General features: G+C 70.9%; 16 protein-coding genes. All 16 read right to left on the bottom strand.

Annotation, left to right across the window (positions count from 1 at the left end; translation table 11 throughout):
* Positions 1-561: 561 nt before the first annotated feature.
* On the bottom strand, positions 562-1,857 hold the full coding sequence (murA, locus tag GSY69_RS06120) for a UDP-N-acetylglucosamine 1-carboxyvinyltransferase (RefSeq protein WP_160952992.1): 1,296 nt from the start codon (positions 1,855-1,857) through the stop codon (positions 562-564).
* Entirely contained in the window at positions 1,857-2,321 is a 465-nt protein-coding gene (locus tag GSY69_RS06115; RefSeq protein WP_160952991.1) for a DUF2550 domain-containing protein, read from the bottom strand. The genes murA and GSY69_RS06115 overlap by 1 nt, the downstream gene beginning before the upstream one ends.
* A 16-nt stretch (positions 2,322-2,337) precedes the next feature.
* Positions 2,338-2,595, bottom strand: a complete 258-nt coding sequence (locus GSY69_RS06110) for a F0F1 ATP synthase subunit epsilon (RefSeq protein WP_160952990.1) — start codon at positions 2,593-2,595, stop codon at positions 2,338-2,340.
* Positions 2,596-2,598: 3 nt separating this feature from the next.
* Positions 2,599-4,053: a F0F1 ATP synthase subunit beta gene (gene atpD, locus GSY69_RS06105; protein WP_160952989.1), complete on the bottom strand. Its 1,455-nt coding sequence runs from the start codon at positions 4,051-4,053 to the stop codon at positions 2,599-2,601.
* Positions 4,054-4,083: 30 nt separating this feature from the next.
* On the bottom strand, positions 4,084-5,028 hold the full coding sequence (locus GSY69_RS06100; RefSeq protein ID WP_160952988.1) for a F0F1 ATP synthase subunit gamma: 945 nt from the start codon (positions 5,026-5,028) through the stop codon (positions 4,084-4,086).
* Between the two features lie 37 nt (positions 5,029-5,065).
* Positions 5,066-6,703 carry a F0F1 ATP synthase subunit alpha gene (gene atpA, locus GSY69_RS06095; RefSeq protein ID WP_160952987.1) on the bottom strand — a complete coding sequence of 546 codons (1,638 nt, stop codon included), beginning with the start codon at positions 6,701-6,703 and terminating at the stop codon, positions 5,066-5,068.
* 71 nt (positions 6,704-6,774) lie between these two features.
* Positions 6,775-7,581, bottom strand: a complete 807-nt coding sequence (locus tag GSY69_RS06090; protein WP_160952986.1) for a F0F1 ATP synthase subunit delta — start codon at positions 7,579-7,581, stop codon at positions 6,775-6,777.
* A complete protein-coding gene (locus GSY69_RS06085; protein WP_160953024.1) occupies positions 7,581-8,135 on the bottom strand; it encodes a F0F1 ATP synthase subunit B in 555 nt (184 codons plus the stop codon). Before GSY69_RS06085 ends, GSY69_RS06090 begins: the two co-directional genes overlap by 1 nt.
* 19 nt (positions 8,136-8,154) lie before the next feature.
* On the bottom strand, positions 8,155-8,361 hold the full coding sequence (atpE, locus tag GSY69_RS06080) for a F0F1 ATP synthase subunit C (RefSeq protein WP_202410866.1): 207 nt from the start codon (positions 8,359-8,361) through the stop codon (positions 8,155-8,157).
* 93 nt (positions 8,362-8,454) lie between these two features.
* Entirely contained in the window at positions 8,455-9,252 is a 798-nt protein-coding gene (gene atpB / locus GSY69_RS06075; RefSeq protein ID WP_202410865.1) for a F0F1 ATP synthase subunit A, read from the bottom strand.
* 256 nt (positions 9,253-9,508) lie between these two features.
* Entirely contained in the window at positions 9,509-9,985 is a 477-nt protein-coding gene (locus GSY69_RS06070; protein WP_160952984.1) for a hypothetical protein, read from the bottom strand.
* Entirely contained in the window at positions 9,982-11,085 is a 1,104-nt protein-coding gene (locus GSY69_RS06065; protein ID WP_160952983.1) for an MraY family glycosyltransferase, read from the bottom strand. The genes GSY69_RS06070 and GSY69_RS06065 overlap by 4 nt, the downstream gene beginning before the upstream one ends.
* Positions 11,086-11,757 carry an L-threonylcarbamoyladenylate synthase gene (locus GSY69_RS06060; RefSeq protein WP_160952982.1) on the bottom strand — a complete coding sequence of 224 codons (672 nt, stop codon included), beginning with the start codon at positions 11,755-11,757 and terminating at the stop codon, positions 11,086-11,088.
* Between the two features lie 4 nt (positions 11,758-11,761).
* On the bottom strand, positions 11,762-12,724 hold the full coding sequence (locus GSY69_RS06055) for a N5-glutamine methyltransferase family protein (RefSeq protein ID WP_160952981.1): 963 nt from the start codon (positions 12,722-12,724) through the stop codon (positions 11,762-11,764).
* A gap of 7 nt (positions 12,725-12,731) precedes the next feature.
* On the bottom strand, positions 12,732-13,817 hold the full coding sequence (gene prfA, locus GSY69_RS06050; RefSeq protein WP_160952980.1) for a peptide chain release factor 1: 1,086 nt from the start codon (positions 13,815-13,817) through the stop codon (positions 12,732-12,734).
* The coding region (gene rho, locus GSY69_RS06045) for a transcription termination factor Rho (protein ID WP_160952979.1) at positions 13,817-15,471 on the bottom strand (1,655 nt) is incomplete at its 5' end. The genes rho and prfA, both read right to left, overlap by 1 nt.

Genomic DNA, 15,471 nt, shown 5'->3' with positions numbered 1-15,471 from the left:
GCTGCGATACGTGCACCCGCGCTATGGGAAATACGCTAGTCGGGCCCCCGCCGGGAATCAACAGAAAGGGGCCGTTCGAGTCCTGGATCACACGTTGTATCTGCCTGCCGACCCCGATTTGTCCGTTATGCGATACGGCGGATAAAACAGGGGCGTCGGGACCGTCTGCACACGCTCACCGACGCGCAGGCGGGCCGTACTTGAGCGGCTGACCCGCATGGACGCGACGTTAACCGCGGGCGTCCGGCGGGTGCGCTGCCCGCGCCGAGCCACCCGGAGAGCCCACCCTCGCCACACCCGATGGCCGCGCGCAGGAGAAGATGAGGCGCCGCTGCGGAGGCAGGGAATATCCGCAGCACATTGTTGCGCGGATATTCCAAACGCCGCATGAATATGCATCGCAATGAATGCATAGAAGATCCCAAATGAATGCGCGAAGAATGAATGCGCCGCAGTGCTCCGCACCCTCCGGACGGAGGATCGCCACCGGGCGACGGACTACCGCCCGCAGCCCCGGCACGCCAGCACCCCGCACCCCAACGCCCCGGGGCCGCGGCCGCCTCAGAGCTCGGGCGGGAGGATGTCGGGGCGCTCGCTGCGGGCCACCGTCGCCCCAAGCGCGCGCAGCTGGGCGTCGAAGTGCTCGTAGCCGCGGTCGATGTGGCTGACCCCCGCCACCTCGGTGCGACCGTGGGCCGCGATGCCGGCGATCACGAGCGCGGCGCCGGCGCGGATGTCGGACGCCTCCACCTCGGCGCCGGACAGGCGCTCGACGCCGGTGATGAGCGCGTGGTTGCCGTCCACGCTCACCTGCGCGCCCAGCCGGGCGAGCTCGCTGACGAAGCGCCAGCGCGCCTCGAAGAGGTTCTCCGTCAGCAGGCCCTCGCCGTCGGCCACCGCGTTGAGCGCGACGACGAAGGGCTGCAGGTCGGTGGGGAACCCCGGGTAGGGCAGCGTGGAGACGCGGATGCTGTGCGGCCGCGCCGGGCCCACCACCCGGAATCCGCCGTGGGGGGCGTCGAGCTCGGTGACCCGGGCGCCGGCGGCCTCGAGCTTGTCGAGCACATTGGGCAGCAGCCCGGGATCCGCCCCGAGGACCTCGACATCGCCGCCGGTGATCGCGGCAGCGAAGCCCCAGGTGCCGGCCACGATCCGGTCGCCCACGCAGCGGTGCTCCACCGGGTGCATCCGCGCCACGCCCGTGACGGTGAGCGTCGACGTCCCGATGCCCTCGATGTGGGCGCCCATCTGCACGAGCAGCGAGCAGATGTCGATGATCTCCGGCTCCTTGGCCGCGTTCTCGATCCGCGTGGTGCCGCGGGCCAGGCACGCGGCCATGACGAGGTTCTCCGTGGCCCCGACGGAGGGGAAGTCCAGCCGGATCTCCGCGCCCGTCAGCCCCTCGGGCGCCGCGGCGACGAAGTACCCGTGCTCCAGGCGCACCTGCGCGCCGAGGGCCCGCAGGCCGGCCTCGTGGAGGTCGAGGCCCCGCGAGCCGATCGCGTCGCCGCCCGGCAGCGCCACCTCGGCCGAGCGCATGCGGCCCACGAGCGGCCCGAGCACGGAGATCGAGGCGCGCATGGCCCGCACCAGCTCGTAGTCGGCCTTGATGCCCGGTGCCTCGGGCACGTCGATGGCGACGGTGCCCGCCGCCTCGTCGTAGTCGACGGCGCAGCTCAGGCGCTCGAGCAGCTTGGCCATGATGGCGACGTCGAGGATCGCCGGGACATTGGTGATGACGGAGCGGCCGGGCGCGAGCAGGCAGGCGGCCATGAGCTTGAGGACGCTGTTCTTGGCCCCGCGCACCTCGACCCTGCCGCGCAGGCGGGCCGGGCCCTCCACGGAGAGGATCTCCATCAGGTGAACCGTCCGATCGCAAGGTTGTAGCCGGGTGGGGAGGATTCGAGCCACGAGGACAGCGCGGACACCGCGTCGCGCTCGAGGGCCACGCGCGTCTCCACGGGCCTGCCCGCGTGGTCCCCGCAGCGCAGCACGATGACCTGCGCGTCTGCGAGCACGCTGTGCCGGTCGTCCGGAGCGGGCTCGCTGCGGGAGGCGATGACCATGTCGGCGCGCGGCAGCCGGATCGCCGGGCGGCGGGAGAAGCCGAAGACCGGGTACCAGTTGAACGTCGTGGCGGTGAGGAGGCCCACCCCCAGACGCCAGCGTGGGCGAGGGGTTCCCTCGCCCACGCGGATGGAGCAGTCGAACGAGCCGGCCATCCGGCTCATGGCGCGCCGCCGCGAGGTCAGCGCGTACGCGACGATGAGCCCCAGGCCTGCCGCCGAGAGCAGAATGAGCAGCAGGGCTGAGGGGTTCACGGTCGCCGGCGGAGGCTCAGACGAGCTCGGCCTGATCGGCGACGACCGTCACGCGGTCGTTCTCCACCGAGAGGAAGCCCCCGTCCGCCCGGGCGCGGATGTTCTCGCCGTCGGCGGTGAGGATGCGCACCTCTCCCCCGGCCACGAGCGCCATGACGGGCTCATGGCCGGTGAGGATGCCGATGTCGCCGTCCCAGGTCTTCGCGACCACGCGCGAGGCCTCACCGGACCACACGGCGTGGTCCGCGGCCACCACGGTCACGTTGAGGGCCATGGGTCAGTTCTCCTTCTTGAGCTTCTCGTAGTTGGCGAGCACGTCCTCGATCGGGCCGACGTTGAAGAACGCCTGCTCCGGGATGTGGTCGTACTCGCCGTCGCAGATGCCCTTGAAGCCCGCGATCGTGTCCTTGATCGACACGGTGGAGCCCTCGACGCCCGTGAACTGCAGCGCCGTGTAGGTGTTCTGCGAGAGGAACTGCTCGATGCGGCGCGCGCGGTGCACCGTGAGCTTGTCCTCCTCGGAGAGCTCGTCGACGCCGAGGATCGCGATGATGTCCTGCAGCTCCTTGTTCTTCTGCAGGATCTGCTTGACCCGCACCGCCGTGTCGTAGTGCTCCTGGCCCACGTACAGCGGGTCGAGGATGCGCGACGTGGACGTCAGCGGGTCCACCGCGGGGTAGAGGCCGCGCGAGGCGATGTCGCGGGAGAGCTCGGTCGTCGCGTCGAGGTGCGCGAAAGTCGTCGCCGGCGCCGGGTCCGTGTAGTCATCGGCCGGGACGTAGATCGCCTGCATCGAGGTGATCGAGTGGCCGCGGGTCGAGGTGATGCGCTCCTGGAGCACGCCCATCTCATCGGCCAGCGTGGGCTGGTAGCCCACGGCCGAGGGCATGCGGCCCAGCAGCGTCGAGACCTCGGAGCCCGCCTGCGTGAAGCGGAAGATGTTGTCGATGAACAGCAGCACGTCCTGGTTCTGCACATCGCGGAAGTACTCCGCCATGGTCAGGCCCGTGAGCGCGATGCGCAGGCGGGTGCCCGGCGGCTCGTCCATCTGGCCGAACACGAGCGCGGTCTTGTCGAGCACGCCCGACTCGTCCATCTCGAAGATGAGGTCGTTGCCCTCGCGGGTGCGCTCGCCCACGCCGGCGAACACGGAGACGCCGCCGTGGTCCTGCGCGACGCGGGTGATCATCTCCTGGATGAGGACGGTCTTCCCAACGCCGGCGCCGCCGAACAGGCCGATCTTGCCGCCCAGCACGTACGGGGTGAGCAGGTCGATGACCTTGATGCCCGTCTCGAACATCTGGGTCTTCGACTCGAGCTGGTCGAAGTTCGGCGCCTCGCGGTGGATGGGCCAGCGCTCGGTGATCTCGTAGGGCTCCTCGATCATCGACGTGTTGAGCACATCGCCGGTGACGTTGAAGACCTTGCCCTTCGTGACATCGCCGACCGGCACCATGATGGGCGCGCCGGAGTCGATGACCTCCTGGCCGCGGACCAGGCCGTCAGTGGGCTGCAGCGAGATGGCGCGGACGATGCCGTTGCCCAGCTGCAGCTCGACCTCGAAGGTGACCTTGCGGGTGCCCTCCGAGAGCTGCACCTCGGTGGACAGCGAATTGTAGACGGCGGGCACGGCGTCGAGCGGGAACTCGATGTCGACGACGGGGCCGATCACGCGTGAGATACGGCCGACCGACTTCTGGGTCTGGGTGGTATCCGGAACTGTGGCAGTCATGTTCTCTTTCTTCTCTGCTCTCGTCGCCGCTCAGTCGTCGGCACCGGATGCCGCAAGGGCATCGGCGCCGCCGACGATCTCGGAGATCTCCTGGGTGATTTCGGCCTGGCGGGCCGTATTCGCCATGCGGGTGTAGGTCTTGATGAGGTCGTCGGCGTTCTCGACCGCGGTGTGCATCGCCTGCTGGCGGGCGGCCTGCTCACTGGCCGCCGAGTTCAGCAGCGCGGTGAGGATGCGCGAATCGATGTACTTGGGCAGCAGCGCATCGAGCACCGCCTCCGCGCTCGGCTCGAACTCGTAGAGCGGGAACACCTCGTCGTGCGCCGGGTGGCCAGCGCCGGCGCCGTGGCCGCGGTCGGCGTGCGCCTCATCGGCGTCCACGACGGCGAGCGGCAGGAGCCTCCGGTACTGCGGATCCTGGCTGACGCTCGAGACGAAGCGCGTGTCCACGAGGTAGATCTCGTCGACGCCGCCCTCCTCGTGCGGGCGGTGGAAGTCCGCGAGCAGCGCCTCGCCGATCTCCGCCGCGTGCTCGGCGGTGGGGGACTCGGAGAAGCCGGTCCACGCCTGCCGGATCTCACGATCGCGGAAGGTGTAGTACGTCTCGGCCTTGCCGCCCACGGTGAAGAGCGCGATGTCCTTGCCCTTCTGGCGCAGGAGAGTGATGAGCTCCTCCCCCTTGCGGATGAGGTTCGCCGAGTAGGCGCCCGCGAAGCCGCGGTCCGGCCCGATCACCAGCACGGCCGCGCGCCGGATCTCCTCCGGCTCGACCGTGAGCGTGTGCGCGACGTTCGACTGCGTCGCCACCGCCGCCACCGCCCGGGTGAGGGCGGAGGCGTACGGCGACGCCGCGTGCACGCGGTCGATGGCCTTCTGGATGCGCGAGGCAGCGATGAGCTCCATGGCCTTGAAGATCTTCCTCAAGGACTGGGTCGAGTTGATCTTCGCTTTGAAGACCCGCTGCTGGGCTCCCATCAGCTCTTCCTTTCGTCTGTCGTCATGAAGATGAGGCTCAGCGCTTCTTCTGCATGACGATCTGCTCCTGCTGGACGTCGTCGGCCTGCGCGGCCGCGAACTCCTCCGTGCCGGCGCCGGAGCCCTCCTCGGTGGGCTGGAACTCCTGGGCGAACGCGTCGGTGGCCTTCTTCAGCTCGGCGAGCACGTCGCCGCCCAGCTTGTCCTTGAGCTCGCCGATCGTGGTCAGCAGGTTCGTCTTGCGCTCGAGGTAGTCGTGGTACTCCGCCTCGAAGCGCAGCACGTCGGAGACCGGGATCTCGTCGAGGTAGCCCTCGGAGCCCGCCCAGATCGACACCGTCTGCTTGGCGGCCGACATCGGCTGGAACTGGCCCTGCTTGAGCAGCTCGGTCATGCGCGCGCCGCGGTCGAGCTGGCGACGGGTCACCGGGTCGAGGTCCGAGGCGAACATCGCGAACGCCTCGAGCGAGCGGTACTGCGCGAGCGTGAGCTTGAGCGTGCCGGACACGCCGCGCAGCGGCTTCGTCTGCGCCGAGCCGCCCACGCGCGACACGGACACGCCCACGTCGACCGCGGGGCGCTGGTTCGCGTTGAACAGGTCCGACTGCAGGAAGATCTGGCCGTCGGTGATCGAGATGACGTTCGTCGGGATGAACGCGCCGACGTCGTTGGCCTTCGTCTCGATGATCGGCAGGCCGGTCATCGAGCCGCCGCCCAGGGCGTCGGAGAGCTTCGCGCAGCGTTCGAGGAGGCGCGAGTGCAGGTAGAAGACGTCGCCCGGGTATGCCTCGCGGCCCGGCGGACGGCGCAGCAGGAGGGAGATCGCACGGTAGGCCTCGGCCTGCTTGGACAGGTCGTCGAAGACGATGAGGACGTGCTTGCCCTCGTACATCCAGTGCTGGCCGATCGCGGAGCCCGTGTAGGGGGCGAGGTACTTGAAGCCGGCGGGGTCCGAGGCGGGGGCGGACACGATCGTCGTGTACTCGAGCGCGCCGTTGTCCTCGAGCGCGCGGCGCACCGAGGCGATCGTCGAGCCCTTCTGACCGCAGGCGACGTAGATGCAGCGAACCTGCTTCTTCGGGTCGCCCGACGCCCAGTTCTCGCGCTGGTTGATGATCGTGTCGAGCGCGATCGCCGTCTTGCCGGTCTTGCGGTCGCCGATGATGAGCTGGCGCTGGCCGCGGCCCACGGGGATCATCGCGTCGATGGCCTTGAGGCCGGTCTGCAGCGGCTCCTTGACCTCCTTGCGGTCCATGACGCCGGCGGCCTGGAGCTCGAGCTCGCGGCGGCCCACCGTCTCGATGTCGCCGAGGCCGTCGACGGGGTTGCCGAGCGGGTCCACGACGCGGCCCAGGTAGCCGTCGCCCACGGGCACGGAGAGGACCTCGCCCGTGCGGTAGACGTTCTGCTCCTCGGCGATGCCGGAGAACTCGCCCAGGATGACGACGCCGATCTCGCGCTCGTCGAGGTTCTGGGCGAGGCCCAGGGTGCCGTCTTCAAATCGCAGGATCTCGTTGGCCATGGTGCCGGGCAGGCCGGACACGGACGCGATGCCGTCGCCGGCCGTGACGACCTTGCCGACCTCGGTCTTGTCAGCGGCCTCGGGCTTGTACGACTCGACGAATCGGCCCAGGGCGCCCCGGATCTCCTCCGGGGAGATTGTCAGTTCCGCCATTGCGGTTTCCCTGCTTCCTTCATTCCTCGCAGCGACCCAGCGGACCGCCGCCTGCGTATGTGTGTGTGGGCTCAGCCGACGAGCCGCCGGCGGAGGTCCGCCAGGCGATCCGCGATGGTGGCGTTCATGACCTCGTCGCCGATCTGCACGCGCACGCCCCCGACGACCTCGGGGTCGACGTGGACGTTGAGCACGAGGCGCCGTCCGTAGGAGGCGGACAGCGCGTCGGCCAGCCGCTGCGCCTGGTCGGCGCTGAGCGGACGGGCGACGGTGACGTCTGCCACCGAGCGCTGCTGGCGGAACGCGAGGATCTCGCTGTAGTTCTCCAGCGCCTCGGTGACCCGCTTGGAGCGCGGGTGCAGCGCCGCCTGGGTGGCGAGCTCGATGGTCTGCGCGGCGGCGCGGCCGCCGAGCAGGTTCGCGACGAGCTGGGCCTTCGCCTCGCCCGAGGCGGTGGACTCGAACGCGAGGTCGAGTTCGTGCTCGGAGACGATGAGGCGGGTGAAGCGGAAGAGCTCCTCCTCGACCTCGCCGAGCCGGCCCTCGGCCTGCGCCTGCGCGGCGACCGCGGTCACGCCGGCCGTCTCGAGCGCCGTCACGAGGTCCTGCCCGCGCGCCCAGCGGCGCGCGGCGGCCTTCGCGGCGACCTCGAGGGCGGTGGCGTCGACCTTCCCGCCGAACACGGAGGACAGCAGCCCGCGCTTGGCGTCGGCGGCGAGCGCCGCGTCCGCCAGCGCCCGCCGCAGCGGCGCGCTGTCGGCCAGCACGCCCACCATGGACAGCAGGCCCCCGCCGAGGCCCGCGGCCAGGCCGGCGTCGATGCCCGCGTTCGCGTCCTCGAGCGTGAGGGCGAGCGAGTTCCTGCTCGACTGGAGCATCAGTTCTCCTTGGCGGCCGCGGCCGGGGTCTGCTTCTCCAGATCGGAGATGAAGCGGTCGACGACGTTCGCGGCGCGGGCATCGTCGGTGAGCGTCTCGCCCACGATGCGCCCGGCCAGGTCCGTCGCCAGGCTGCCGACCTCGCCGCGCAGCGAGACCATGGCGGCCTGGCGCTCGGCCTCGATCTGCACCTTCGCCTGCGCGGTGATGCGCTCGGCCTCGTCGGCGGCGCGCTGCTTCATCTCGGCGATGATCTGCGCGCCCTCCTCCTGGGCCTCGGCGCGCATGCGCGCGGCCTCGGCCCGGCCGTCGGCGAGCTGCTTCTGGTACTCCTGAAGCGCGGCATCGGCTTCCGCCTGCACCTTCTCGGCCTTCTCGATGCCGCCCTGGATGCGCTCGGCGCGCTCGTCCAGGGTCTTCTTGAAGGCGGGCAGCACCATCTTCCAGAACACGAGGAAGATGACGATGAAGACGACCGCGCTCCAGAAGATGTCGTAGACCGCGGGGATGAGCGGGTTCGGCGTCTCTTCCGCGGCGATGAGCATGGGAGTCATGGAGGTGGTCACCCTGTTCTTACTTCAGGAAGAACGGCGTCGCGATGCCGATGAGGGCCAGCGCCTCGATGAGGGCGATGCCGATGAACATGAGGCCGCGGAGCTGGTTGGCCATCTCCGGCTGGCGGGCGGTGCCCTCGATGGTCTTGCCGATGACGATGCCGAGGCCGACGCCCGGGCCGATCGCGGCGAGGCCGTAGCCCACGGTGGAGAGCGAGCCGTTCATTTCAGCGAGAATATCCACTTGGGAGTTTTCCTTTCGGTTGCGCCCCGGCCCATGCCGGAGCGTGCAGCGGTGCGTTCAGGGGGTCGGTGCGGGTCAGTGCTCGGCCGAGGCGGCCTGGCGGATGTAGACGGCGGCCAGCAGCGCGAACACGTAGGCCTGTAGCAGGGCGATGAGGATCTCGAGCAGCGTGACGAAGAAGCCGCCGGCGATCGTGATGATCCCGAAGAACTTGAAGCCCAGCGAGGCGTCGAAGAAGAAGAACCAGGTCGCGGAGAAGCACAGCACGAGCAGCAGGTGGCCCACGATCATGTTGCACAGCAGTCGCAGCGTCAGCGTGAAGGGCTGGATGACGAACTTCGTGAGCGCCTCGATGGGGACCATGAGGAACTGCAGCGGCAGCGGCACGCCCGGCAGCACGAGGGCGTTCTTGAGGTAGCCGAAGAGGCCCAGCTCGCGGATGCCCTCGATGTGGTAGCTGAAGTACACGATGAGCGCGAGCAGCAGGGGCACGCCCACGACGGAGGAGCCGGCGATGTTGAGGAACGGGATGATGCCCGTGATGTTGAGGGCCAGGACCATGAAGAAGATCGTCGTGATGAGCGGCAGGAAGCGCTCGGCCATCTTCTTGCCCATCGAGTCCTCGGCGATGCTCACCCGCACGAAGTCGAGGGTCATCTCCATGACCGACTGCCCGCGGCTGGGGACGAGCTTGAGCCGGCGGGCGCCGATGGCGAACACCGCGCACAGCGCCAGGGCGGCGATGACGCGGATGATCATGATGCGGTTCATCTCGAACGGCGTGCCCTCGAAGAGGACCGCGGGCGGGAAGAACTCCATGATGCTCGGGGCGTGGAAGCCGCCTTCGGCCAGAACGGTGGTCGCAATCGCCATGTCTTCGGTATTTCTCCCACATCCGGGCCCGAGGTGATCGGACCGCACCGGTTCGCCGGGCGCCGGGGCGACACCGCCCCAGGGCTCTCACAGAAGCATTCTGTGCGGGGGCTTGGCGCCCATCGCGCACGCGCCCCACTCTACCAATCGGGCCTTGCAGTTCACAAATCCTCGACAGCCGGCCGCGCGCCGCCTGAGTGCGCTCGCCGGCGCTCCCACCGGGGCCGTGGAGGCCGGCGGCCCGCCGCGGACGGGCTCAGCCGGCCTCGGGGTCGACGTAGGGGATCCGGGCGCGCTGGACGGTGAGCACCTCGAGCGCGGAGGTCGCCAGCACCGCGGCGACGATCGTGAAGAACGCCACCGGGCCGCTGAGCCACGGCGCGTCCTTGATGTTCCACACGATGATCATGAAGATGAACGCCTTGAACGCGAACCCGATCCCCAGCATGCCGCCCACGGCGGTCAGGCTCGCATTGCGGCCCACGTACATGACGCCGACGCTCACGAGGACGAAGACGGCGGCGAGCGCGGAGCCCACGCCCGCGCCAGCCAGGCCCCGGGCGCCCGCGAGCAGGCCGCCCACCAGCAGGGAGGCGGCCGCGATCGCCGCGACCACGCACGCCCCGCGCACGAGCAGCCGCAGCCACACGCGCCGCCAGGCGGCCTGAGCGGCGGTCTCGGCCGGCCGGCCGCCGCCCGCCGCGGAATCGGCCGGGCTGTGCTCAGTGCTCATGCGAGGGTCTTCTTTCGGTGCAGGAGGAACGGCGAGAACGTCAGCGCCAGGGTGACGACGACGGCGCCGGCGAGGATCGGGATGACCGCCCCGGCCGGGTAGACGAGGAACGCGACGGAGCCGAACGCGAAGTCGGCCGTCCACAGGTACATGATGAGCACCGCGCGGGCGTGGGAGTGGCCCAGCCTGAGCATGCGGTGGTGGAGGTGCTTGGCGTCCGCGGAGAACGGGGACTTGCCCGCCGCCATCCGCCGGACCACCGCGAGCATGAGGTCGATGAGCGGCAGGGCCATGACGGCGATCGGGAGGATGATCGGCAGGAACGTGGGCAGGGCGCGCTCGTCGCTGAGCACGGCCGGGTCCACCTGGCCGGTCACGCGGATCGTCGAGGCGGCGAGCAGCAGGCCGATGAGCATCGAGCCCGAGTCGCCCATGAAGATCCGCGCGGGGTTGAAGTTGTGCGGCAGGAAGCCCAGGCAGGCGCCGACGAGCAGCGCGATGATGAGGGAGGCGAGGTTGGCGTAGCTGTCCGGGCTCGTGTCCCGGGCGAGCATGTAGGAGTAGGCGAAGAACGCGGCGCCGCCGATCGACACGACGCCGGCGGCGAGCCCGTCGAGGCCGTCGACGAAGTTCACGGCGTTGATGGTCACGAGCACGACGAGGACCGTGATGACGATCGACATGCGCGGCGAGCCGATGATGACGCCGTTGAACGGGATGGAGAGCAGGGAGACGCCGTTGAGGGCCATGAAGCCCGCCGCCATGGTCTGGCCGGCGAGCTTCGTGATCCAGTTGAGGTCCCAGATGTCGTCGATGACGCCCAGCAGGCACAGCATCGCCCCGGCACCGGCCACGCCGACAATGGGCCCGGGGGCGTCGAAGAGCCGTTCGAGGAACGGGGTGCCGGAGGCGAAGGCGAGCCCCGCGAGCAGCCCGGCGAACATCGCCACCCCGCCCATCCGCGGGGTGGGCACGGAGTGCACATCGCGGTCGCGCAGGGGCGAGAAGATGAGCCCGCGCTCGGCGATCCTGCGCACCATCGGGGTGACGAGGTAGCACGTGATCGCGCTGACGAGGACGATGAAGAGGTAGGCGCGCACTCAGCTTCCCGCATCCGGGTCGGGGCACTCGGGGTCTGCGAGGTCCGCGACGATCTCGCGCAGCGCGGCGGCGCCGATCGGGCCCGCGCGGAGGATGCGCGGGGGCTGCGAGGTCATGTCGACGATCGTCGAGGATGCCTGGCCGGGTGCCTCGCCCCCGTCGAGGTAGACGTCCACCGAGTCGCCGAGCATCTCCTGGGCGCCGGCCGCGGTCACCGCGGCGGGAGCTCCCGAGGTGTTGGCGCTGGAGACCGCGAGGGGCCCCGTGCGCGCGAGCAGCTCGAGGGCGAGCGGGTGGTCGGGCATGCGCACCGCGACCGTGCCGTGGGTGTCGCCGAGGTCCCAGTCCAGCGACGGCTGGGCGGGGCACACGATCGTGAGGGGACCCGGCCAGAAGCGCTCGGTGAGCTCCATGATCCGCTGGTCGAGCGCCTCGGCGATGCCGAGGAGCGTGCTGCGCTGGCCGATGAGCACGGGAGGGGGCATGTCGCGCCCGCGCCCCTTGGCGGCGAGCAGCCGGGCCACGCCGGCGGCGGAGAACGCGTCCGCGGCGATGCCGTACACGGTGTCCGTGGGGATGACGAGCAGCCCGTCGTCGGCGACCACCCGGGCACTCTCGTCGAGGATGAGGTCCCTCACCTGCTCGGAGCGCAGGTCGAAGTTCCGCGCCATGTGCTCAGCTCTCCATCCGGTGTGCCGTCGTGTACCGATCCCGGCCAGTGTAGTCCGAGTGCGTGGCCGCTCCCCCAAACCCCAGCGCGTGGGCCGCGTGCCGCAGGGCGGGCCCCTGCGCCTCCGCGTGCTCGAGGACGAGCAGCCCCCCGGGGGCGAGCAGCGCGGCCGCGGTCGCGATGATGCGACGCGGGATCTCGGTGCCGTCGGGACCGCCGCCCCACAGGGCCGCCGCGGGATCGCTCGCGGTGACCTCCGCGCTCGCAGCGCCCGGGGGCACATAGGGCGGGTTCGACACGACGACCTGCGGGCGCTGGCCGAGCTCGCGCTGGACGAGCCCGGCGACCTCCGCGGCCTGCGTCGCATCGCCCTGGGCGAGCAGCAGCCGGGAGCCGGCGGCCGCCAGCTCGTCCGCGTGCTCGGCGCGGGCGCGGCGGGCCCACTCGAGGGCGGCCTCGGATCGCTCGATGCCGAGCACCCGCGCCCCGGGGGCCTCAGTGGCGAGCGCGAGCCCGATCGCACCGCTGCCGGCGCACAGGTCGACGGCCACGGGCGCGGCCGAGGTGCGGGCGAGCACCGCGTCGACGAGCAGCTCGGTCTCGGGGCGGGGCACGAAGACCCCCGGCCCCACGGGCAGCGTGAGGCGGCGGAACGGGGCCCGGCCCGTCAGGTGCTGGACGGGCGCGCCGCCGGCGCGCGCGGTGAGCAGCTCGCGGTAGACCCGCGCTGTGCGGGGGGCGACGGACTCGCCCATGAGGCGGGCGCGGGCCAGCTGGGCCCCCGTGCGGTCCCACGCGTGGGCCAGCAGGAGCGCGGCGTCGGCGGCCGGGGAGGCACTGCCCGCCAGAGCCGCCGCGCCCTCGCGCAGCAGGGCATCGGCGGTGGGGCCGGGGTCCGCGTGAGCGGGGCCCTTGTGCGCAGGGGCCGTGTGCTCGGGGCCCGCGGACTCGGTGCTGCCGGCTGCCATCAGCGGCTCATCCGATCTCCTCGAGGCGCTCGGCGCGCTCGGCGGCGCGTAGGGATTCGACGACCTCGTCGAGCCGGCCGGCGAGCACCTGATCGAGGTTGTAGGCCTTGTAGCCCGTGCGGTGATCGGCGATCCGGTTCTCCGGGAAGTTGTAGGTCCGCACCCGCTCGGAGCGGTCCACGGTGCGCACCTGCGAGCGGCGGCGGTCGTTCTCCTCCGCCGCGGCCTCCTGTGCGCGCACGGCGAGCAGGCGGGCGCGCAGCATGCGCAGCGCCGCCTCCTTGTTCTGCAGCTGGGACTTCTCGTTCTGGCAGCTCGCGACGATGCCGGTGGGCAGGTGGGTGATCCGCACGGCGGAGTCGGTCGTGTTCACCGACTGGCCGCCGGGGCCCGAGGAGCGGAAGACGTCGATGCGCAGGTCGTTCTCGTCGAGCGAGACCTCCTCCGGCTCATCGGCCTCCGGGAAGACGAGCACGCCCGCCGCCGAGGTGTGGATCCGGCCCTGCGACTCCGTCACCGGCACGCGCTGGACCCGGTGGACGCCGCCCTCGAACTTCGTCCAGCCGTAGACTCCCCCGGTCTTGGCCTTGACGGCCAGGGTGATGTCCTTGTACCCGCCGAGCGCGGACTCGGCGGCGTCGAGGATCTCCGTGGACCAGCCGTGGGACTCGGCCCAGCGCTGGTACATGCGGGTGAGGTCGGCCGCGAAGAGCGCGGACTCCTCGCCGCCCTCCCCCGCGCGCACCTCGATGATCGCATCGCGCGCGTCATCCGGGTCGCGCGGCACGAGCAGCTCGCGCAGCTCAGCGCCCAGGACCTCGCGCTCGGCGGCGAGGTCGCGCGCCTCCGCCGCGAACGACTCGTCCTCGGCCGCGAGCTCGCGGGCCGCGCCCAGGTCGCGCTCGACGGCCTCGAGCCTGCGCCACGCGGATGCCACGGCGTCGAGCTCCGCGTAGCGCCGGTTGAGACGGCGCGCGCGCCCCGCGTCGGCGTGCACGGCCGGATCGGCGAGTTCCGCCTCGATCCGGCCGTGCTCGTCGAGCAGGGCGCGCACGCTGCTGACCAGCGACTCGAGGTCGCCGGGGGTGCTCATCAGAGGTCGTCGGCCGCCGACTTCGGCAGCGGAGTCGACTTCTGGACCTGCATGAGGAACTCGGCGTTCGAACCGGTCTCCTTGAGCTTCGTGAGCAGCAGCTCCACGGCCTGCTGCTGTTCGAGGCCGGCGAACAGGCGGCGCAGGCGCCACATGATCTTCATCTCCTCGGCGCTCATGAGGTTCTCCTCGCGGCGCGTGCCGGAGCCGTTGACGTCCACGGCCGGGTAGATGCGCTTGTCCGCGAGGTTGCGCGACAGGCGCAGCTCCATGTTGCCGGTGCCCTTGAACTCCTCGAAGATCACCTCGTCCATCTTCGAGCCGGTCTCGACGAGCGCGGTGGCGAGGATGGTCAGCGAGCCGCCGCCCTCGATGTTGCGCGCCGCGCCGAAGAACTTCTTGGGCGGGTAGAGCGCGTTCGCGTCGACGCCGCCGGAGAGGATCCGGCCGGAGGCGGGCTGCGCCAGGTTGTAGGCGCGGCCCAGGCGGGTGATGTTGTCGAGCAGGACGACGACGTCCTGGCCCATCTCGACGAGGCGCTTGGCGCGCTCGATGGCGAGCTCCGCGATCGTCGTGTGGTCATCGGCCGGGCGGTCGAAGGTCGAGGCGATGACCTCGCCCTTGACCGCGCGCTGCATGTCCGTGACCTCCTCGGGGCGCTCGTCGACGAGGACGACCATGAGGTGGACCTCGGGGTTGTTCGTCGTGATCGCGTTCGCCAGCTGCTGCATGATCGTCGTCTTGCCGGCCTTGGGGGGCGAGACGACGAGGCCGCGCTGGCCCTTGCCGATGGGCGAGACGAGGTCGACGATACGCGTGGCGATGAGCTTCGGATCCGTCTCGAGCCGCAGGCGCTCCTGCGGGTAGAGCGGCGTGAGCTTGGAGAACTCGACGCGGCGCTTGGCCTCGTCGGCGCTCAGGCCGTTGATGCTGTCGAGGCGCACGAGCGCATCGAACTTCTCACGGCGGTTGCTCTTCTCGCCCTCGCGCTGCTGGCGGATGGCGCCCACGACGGCATCGCCCTTGCGCAGGCCGTTGCGCTTGACCATGTTGGCCGAGACGTAGACGTCGTTGGGGCCGGGCAGGTAGCCGGAGGTGCGCAGGAACGCGTAGTTGTCGTGGACGTCGAGGATGCCGCCCACGGGGATGAGGACGTCGTCGGGGCGCAGGTCCTGCTCGTCCTCGCGCCCGTTGCCGCCGCGGCGCTTGCGATCGCGCCGGTTGCGCCCGCGGCGGTCGTCCCCGTCGCGGCCGTCGCCCCGGTTGTTGTTGTCGCGGCCGTTGCCGTCGTTGCGGCCGTTGCCGCCGTCGCCCCGGTTGCTGTCGCGACCGTTCTTGCTGTCACCGCGGTTGTCGTAGCGGCCACCGTTGTCGCGGCCGCCGTTGTTGTCGTTGCGGCCGTTGCTGTCGCCGCGGTCCGCGCGGCTGTCGCGGCCCTCGCGGCTGTCGCGGGCCTCGGAGTCGCCGTCGCGGCTGCCGCGGCGGCTGCGCCCGCGGCGCTCGTCGGACTCGGTGCGCTCGGCGCGATCCTGCTGGCCGCGCTCCTGGCCGTCCTCGGCGTCGCCGCGTCGGCCCTCGCCCCGGCGGCGGCGCTGGCCGCGCTCCGGGCGGTCCTCCTCGCGCTGCTGCTCGGCGGCCGCACCGCGGTGCTCGG

Source organism: Brevibacterium rongguiense (assembly GCF_009857845.1).
Classification (GTDB): Bacteria; Actinomycetota; Actinomycetes; order Actinomycetales; family Brevibacteriaceae; genus Brevibacterium; species Brevibacterium rongguiense.
Note: the sequence above shows the minus strand (reverse complement) of the source record. Positions and strands in the feature narration are given on the sequence as shown.

Bases quoted from the DNA above. Each gene is read 5' to 3' on its own strand.
- murA (WP_160952992.1), bottom strand. From the start codon at position 1,857: ATGGAGATCCTCTCCGTGGAGGGCCCGGCCCGCCTGCGCGGCAGGGTC.
- GSY69_RS06110 (WP_160952990.1), bottom strand. From the start codon at position 2,595: ATGGCCCTCAACGTGACCGTGGTGGCCGCGGACCACGCCGTGTGGTCC.
- atpD (WP_160952989.1), bottom strand. From the start codon at position 4,053: ATGACTGCCACAGTTCCGGATACCACCCAGACCCAGAAGTCGGTCGGC.
- GSY69_RS06100 (WP_160952988.1), bottom strand. From the start codon at position 5,028: ATGGGAGCCCAGCAGCGGGTCTTCAAAGCGAAGATCAACTCGACCCAG.
- atpA (WP_160952987.1), bottom strand. From the start codon at position 6,703: ATGGCGGAACTGACAATCTCCCCGGAGGAGATCCGGGGCGCCCTGGGC.
- GSY69_RS06090 (WP_160952986.1), bottom strand. From the start codon at position 7,581: ATGCTCCAGTCGAGCAGGAACTCGCTCGCCCTCACGCTCGAGGACGCG.
- GSY69_RS06085 (WP_160953024.1), bottom strand. From the start codon at position 8,135: ATGACTCCCATGCTCATCGCCGCGGAAGAGACGCCGAACCCGCTCATC.
- atpE (WP_202410866.1), bottom strand. From the start codon at position 8,361: ATGAACGGCTCGCTCTCCACCGTGGGCTACGGCCTCGCCGCGATCGGC.
- atpB (WP_202410865.1), bottom strand. From the start codon at position 9,252: ATGGCGATTGCGACCACCGTTCTGGCCGAAGGCGGCTTCCACGCCCCG.
- GSY69_RS06070 (WP_160952984.1), bottom strand. From the start codon at position 9,985: ATGAGCACTGAGCACAGCCCGGCCGATTCCGCGGCGGGCGGCGGCCGG.
- GSY69_RS06060 (WP_160952982.1), bottom strand. From the start codon at position 11,757: ATGGCGCGGAACTTCGACCTGCGCTCCGAGCAGGTGAGGGACCTCATC.
- GSY69_RS06055 (WP_160952981.1), bottom strand. From the start codon at position 12,724: ATGGCAGCCGGCAGCACCGAGTCCGCGGGCCCCGAGCACACGGCCCCT.
- prfA (WP_160952980.1), bottom strand. From the start codon at position 13,817: ATGAGCACCCCCGGCGACCTCGAGTCGCTGGTCAGCAGCGTGCGCGCC.